Source organism: Acinetobacter sp. UBA6720 (assembly GCF_002454215.1).
Lineage (GTDB): Bacteria > Pseudomonadota > Gammaproteobacteria > Pseudomonadales > Moraxellaceae > Acinetobacter.
Map to the genome: position 1 here is coordinate 1 of NZ_DKIK01000132.1, position 5152 is coordinate 5152.

Consider the following 5152-nt stretch of genomic DNA (forward strand, 5'->3'; position numbering starts at 1 on the left):
AATGGATGAATCGGGTGAAGCACCTGTTCAATGTGAAATGTTATGGGCTTGGCTCGATAAAGCATCATTAAAAAAATAAGAATGTAAATATAACTTACTGTTTGGTAAGTATAAAATTTACAACAATACGCTAAAGCCGCGACTAAAACTTACTATATCTTTGCTTCAACTCAGCTCAAAATCATGCTACATAATATGAATATTTGAGCTGACTTAATGAAAAAAAGACTAATTTTAGCAACGACCCTATTTTCTTTAGGGCTTGTTGCCTGCCAACAACACAACCCATCCAATACATCGGTTTCAACAACGCCGAGTCACCATTCTGCCTCTGCTCTGACCGAACAGAATAAAAAAATTGTGGTGGACTTTTATGAAGGGGTTTTTAGCAAACATCAGGTTCAAACCTATTCAGACCGCTATATTGGTACACAATATATTCAACATAATCCCTATGTTGCAGACGGAAAAGCGCCTTTTGTAAACTATTTCACCCAGTATTTTAAGGAACATCCAGATGCAAAAAATACCATCAAACGTGTCGTGGCCGAAGGTGATTTGGTGGTGCTCCATGTACTTTCCACTCAAAATGCACAAGATCGTGGTGAAGCCGTTGTCGATATTTTCCGCGTCGAACAAGGCAAAATTGTAGAACATTGGGATGTGATACAAAGCATTCCCGCGGAGTCCGCCAACCGCAATACCATGTTTTAATCCATCGGACTGTGTGGAATAATAATAAAAAAGCCAGTGATGACACTGGCTTTTTTTGCAGACCGACTCAAACCTTAGTTGGATTGGCTCGCAAGAAACTTTTCTTTAACATCCGCTGGAATCTGACGTTTATTACCTTTGACATCAACCGCAACAAAGGTAAAGACACCTTCAGTCACACGTACAGGCGGACGTGAACTGTCATGGCTATCCCACACTTCAATTTCCATTTGAATCGAGGTATTGCCCACTTTTAACAGTTTGGTATAACAACTGATGACATCACCAACTTTCACTGGGACTAAGAACGTCATCTGATTAATTGAAATCGTTGCACAACGCCCTTTACTAAAGCGTTCTGCGTGAATTGCGCCGGCCAAATCCATTTGTGACACAATCCAACCACCAAACACATCTCCACTCCAGTTGGTATCAGCTGGCATTGCAATCGTTTGAAGAGATAGCATCCCTTCTGGTTTCACATGAATCTCTGACACGTTGACTCCAATTTTCGTTATGACTGGGCTTGCAACTGTTGATCTAACCATTGTTGCAATTGTGGCGCACGGAGCGCGCCGCTTATTCTAGCAATTTCAGTAGTTTTATTCATTAAAACTAAGGTTGGAATACTTCGCACATTAAAGGCACTACTTAATCGTGGAGATTCTTCAGTATTAATTTTGGCAAAAATCACTTGTGGATTTTGTTTCGCCACTTCAGCAAAATGCGGTGCCATCATTTTACAAGGACCACACCACTCTGCCCATAAGTCAATCAATACAGGCAAATCACTATGGCTAATAAACTGACTAAAGTTTTGTTCATTCAACTCAATAGGTGTAGCAGGCAGAAGCGTAGCATGACATTGACCACAACTCGGATTAGCATTCAGCTTCTCTTCAGGGACACGATTTTTTGCCATACAGGTCGGACAGACGATAATCATTTAATTGACTCCAATATGTTGGTGTAAAAATTCTAATTGGGTCGAAATGGCTTTTTCAAACCAGGTGGCATGATAAATATCGAAATGTTGCATCTCCCATTCATGATATTGAACAAAGGGAGCAATATTGGTCGCCGCTTCACGACTCGACTCAATAGGTATGAGGCTATCATGTTTTGCTGCAATAAAAAGTACAGGAATATTAATTTGCCGTACATTTTGAATCGGACGATAACGGATTAAATTAAAAAAAAGTCGTGCGGGAATCTCACCACTCCAATAATAGTCTGGATTGATAATCGAACGATAACCCAAATACGCATCTTGGGTTGGCATAAAACACAGCTTTCGGGGGTCAACTACGGGTAAAGTCGTTGGCGCTAAACCAACTTTGCCCCCCATATAATCTTGGCTGGACAGCTTTAATGCTTTCGGGAGTTGCTGTAACGGGTAAAGCTTGGCACTTTCAACACCATCGACAAAAGGCACTTGTGCCATCACCGCCTGAACATTTTTGAACTCTGCAGCAATATCGAGTACGTATCCACCACTGAGTGCCGTCCCCCACAGCACAATACGTCGGCTATCAATCGACTTACGCTCTTTGATATGGTTAATCATGGTGCGCCAGTCTTCGAGCTGCTTTTTAATCGACACCAGCTCTCTTGGGCGCCCCGTACTCCCCCCCCAATAACGATAGTCGAATAACACGACCGCATAGCCCGCTTGTGCAAACCGTTGCGCAAATTGAATCAGTTTGAATTGGCGAAGCCCAGCCAAGCCATGAGCCATCAAAATCACTGCGGGCTTCTCTTCAGTTTTCGGACGGTAAAAATCTGCAGCAATGACCTCTTGGCCACTTTTCACATACAGCGGTTCAACGGTATAGGCGTGCATACCTGCTCCATTGCGTTATTTTATGGTTGTAATCGCTTATAAATATTTCAACAGCATAGGCTGAGCTTTCAGCTTAATGCTATCATAAAGCATATCTCGATTATCTTAATTTTGGAGTGACAGGATGAGTGAAAATGTAGGCTTTGCAGGTCAAATTGGTCCTGAACATTTGGTTCAAGTGGTTGAAAAAGGGTTTAAATCTGTGATCAATAACCGCCCAGATATGGAAGGTGGCCCAGAACAACCGACCAGCGCTCAAATCGAGGAAGCTGCACGTGTAGCAGGCTTGGATTATGTCTACCAACCTGTAGTTGCTGGTCAAATCACCGAAATGGATGTTCGCACTTTTGCCAACCACTTTAATGAACTTCCAAAACCTGTTCTCATGTTCTGCCGTACAGGTAATCGCTCAAATAACTTGTACCAACTTGCCAAACAAATGGATCTGTTAGATGACTAAACGGTTGTTTAAACACGTCATCTGTACTGCTCTGCTTTTAGCAAGCAGTACACTTTGGGCAGCAACGGAAACACTCAGTCAGTCACTGAGTCCGCAACTGAGTGTTTCAGGACAAATGACCACAGATAAGTTTCAACAATTGATGAAACAAGGTTTTAAGTCAGTCATTGTCAACCGACCTGATCAAGAACAAGGCAATACCGTTCGCGTTGAGCAACTACGAAGTATCGCAGAGCAAGCGAAAGTCAGTGTGATTTACCAACCAGTTACCAGCAGTAAAATTTCTGAAACAGACGTGATTGAATTTGCTAAATATTATAATGAGCTCCCTAAACCCATTTTAATGGTCTGTAAAAGTGGTGAACGTTCAAGTCGGCTCTTTCATCAAGCCAAACAATTAGGACTACTGCATGAATAAGCTCTTTCTTCTTTTACTCTGTTGTACACTTATAACTGCATGTAGTTCCATGCATGTTCGACCTACTGTTGGCGTCAGCGTTGGTAGCAGTTTATAAATAATGACGGCAATCCATGCCATTTTTTACAAAATATAATCCCCAAACCCCATGAATATGTTAACTATAGAGTAATCTTGCTTAGGTAAACTCTGTGTTATGTATGATCTGATTATTATTGGGGCAGGAACTGCGGGTATTGCAGCCTACCAACAAGCCATTAAGTCCACACAAAATCTATTAATCATTAATGATGGACCGTGGGACACCACTTGTGCACGTGTCGGCTGTATGCCCTCAAAAGTCCTTATTTCTACAGCCAATCGCATGCATGATATTCAACATGCGGATCGTGTCGGATTAAAAGTAGAATCAAAAATTGACCGCAGTCAGGTCATGAAACACGTACAAGCACTCCGCGATCGCTTTACCTCTAGTACCCTTAAAACCGTAGAGAGCTGGCCTAAGTCGCATAAAGTTCAAGGCCGTGCTCACTTTGTCGATGCAAAAACGGTCGAAGTGAATGGGCAACTCTACCAAGCCAAAAGCTTTATTTTAGCTGTAGGCTCCACACCAAGTTTTAACCCAATGTGGAAAGATGAACTCGGTGATCGACTTACCACCTCCGATCAAATCTTTGAACTTGATGCTTTACCTAACTCCTTAGCCGTTATTGGGAGCGGCGTCATCGCGATTGAACTCGCGCAAGCCATGCAACGACTTGGTGTCAATACCACGGTCTTTGCACGTAGCCGTAAAGTCGGCGTTCTGACCAGTCCTAAATTACAGCAATTGGCACAAACAGAAATTGGCGATGAACTTGAAATCAAGTTCGAAGTTTTACCCACTGAAGTTAAGTATACAAACGATCAAGTTGAACTTAGTTTTACTGAAAATGATCAGCCTAAAACACTTAACGTCGATTATTTACTGGTTGCTACTGGACGAAGTAGTCTTTTAAATACGCTTAAACTCGAAAATATCGACACATCATTCACAGACTTAAAACATTTACCTGTTGATCCTAAGACAAAACAACTCGCTGACTACCCGATTTTTATCATTGGCGATGCACATACCGACACCCCTCTGCAACATGAAGCTGCACACGAAGGTAAAGTTTCGGTTAAAAATGCATTGAACTTCCCCACTATAGAATCATGCAAAACTCTAACACCTTTAGGCATCGTGTTTAGCAACCCAGAAATGGCAATGGTTGGACAAAACTTTAAGCAACTACAAAGTGCAAATATCAATTTTGTCATCGGCGAAGTATCCTATGCAAAACAAGGACGTGCATTGGTTCTGGGTAAAAACTATGGGGCCATCGAGGTTTATGTAGATAGAAGTAGCCGAAAGCTACTGGGTGCTGAATTACTCACAGAGTCTACTGAACATTTGGCCCATTTATTGGCATGGATGATTGCAGAAGAATTGACTATCGATGAAATTTTGGAAAAACCATTTTATCACCCAACCCTTGAAGAAGGCTTAAGAACGGCTTTAAAACATGCTCGTCGACAACTCAATCCCTAAGCTGCCAGATTCATGTTCTCTTGCTATAGGTACTTAGACGTTTACGGTGCGTGATTAAACGATTTCATCAACCTGCTTCAATGAAAAGCTGAGCTCTATTTTTTGAATGAGGTTAATCCAAACCAAAAACCAGATACTGATAAG

Annotated in this window: 7 protein-coding genes; 4 read left to right on the plus strand and 3 right to left on the minus strand. The window is 41.8% G+C overall.

All coding sequences use genetic code 11. From position 1 onward, the window contains the following. Window positions 1-216: 216 nt before the first annotated feature. The gene (locus B4F08_RS11450; protein ID WP_291374426.1) at window positions 217-714 is read left to right on the plus strand and encodes a nuclear transport factor 2 family protein; all 498 of its coding nucleotides are present in this window, start codon (window positions 217-219) and stop codon (window positions 712-714) included. Between the two features lie 74 nt (window positions 715-788). Here the strand turns inward: B4F08_RS11450 and B4F08_RS11455 are convergent, their stop codons facing one another. The 3 genes from B4F08_RS11455 to B4F08_RS11465 are packed head-to-tail and all read right to left on the minus strand — an operon-like array spanning window position 789 to window position 2557. Further along, entirely contained in the window at window positions 789-1211 is a 423-nt protein-coding gene (locus B4F08_RS11455) for an acyl-CoA thioesterase (protein WP_004697616.1), read from the minus strand. 17 nt (window positions 1212-1228) lie between these two features. Beyond that, a complete protein-coding gene (gene trxC, locus B4F08_RS11460; protein WP_086210487.1) occupies window positions 1229-1660 on the minus strand; it encodes a thioredoxin TrxC in 432 nt (143 codons plus the stop codon). Continuing rightward, window positions 1661-2557 carry an alpha/beta hydrolase gene (locus tag B4F08_RS11465; RefSeq protein ID WP_291374427.1) on the minus strand — a complete coding sequence of 299 codons (897 nt, stop codon included), beginning with the start codon at window positions 2555-2557 and terminating at the stop codon, window positions 1661-1663. Between the two features lie 124 nt (window positions 2558-2681). Here B4F08_RS11465 and B4F08_RS11470 point away from each other — a divergent pair, with 124 nt between their 5' ends. The 3 genes from B4F08_RS11470 (at window position 2682) to B4F08_RS11480 (ending at window position 5008) form a co-directional block, all read left to right on the plus strand. After that, a complete protein-coding gene (locus B4F08_RS11470; protein WP_005401736.1) occupies window positions 2682-3017 on the plus strand; it encodes a TIGR01244 family sulfur transferase in 336 nt (111 codons plus the stop codon). Next, window positions 3010-3435, plus strand: a complete 426-nt coding sequence (locus tag B4F08_RS11475) for a beta-lactamase hydrolase domain-containing protein (RefSeq protein WP_110975829.1) — start codon at window positions 3010-3012, stop codon at window positions 3433-3435. Before B4F08_RS11470 ends, B4F08_RS11475 begins: the two co-directional genes overlap by 8 nt. A gap of 196 nt (window positions 3436-3631) precedes the next feature. Further along, window positions 3632-5008: a dihydrolipoyl dehydrogenase gene (locus B4F08_RS11480; RefSeq protein ID WP_291374428.1), complete on the plus strand. Its 1377-nt coding sequence runs from the start codon at window positions 3632-3634 to the stop codon at window positions 5006-5008. Window positions 5009-5152 lie beyond the last annotated feature (144 nt).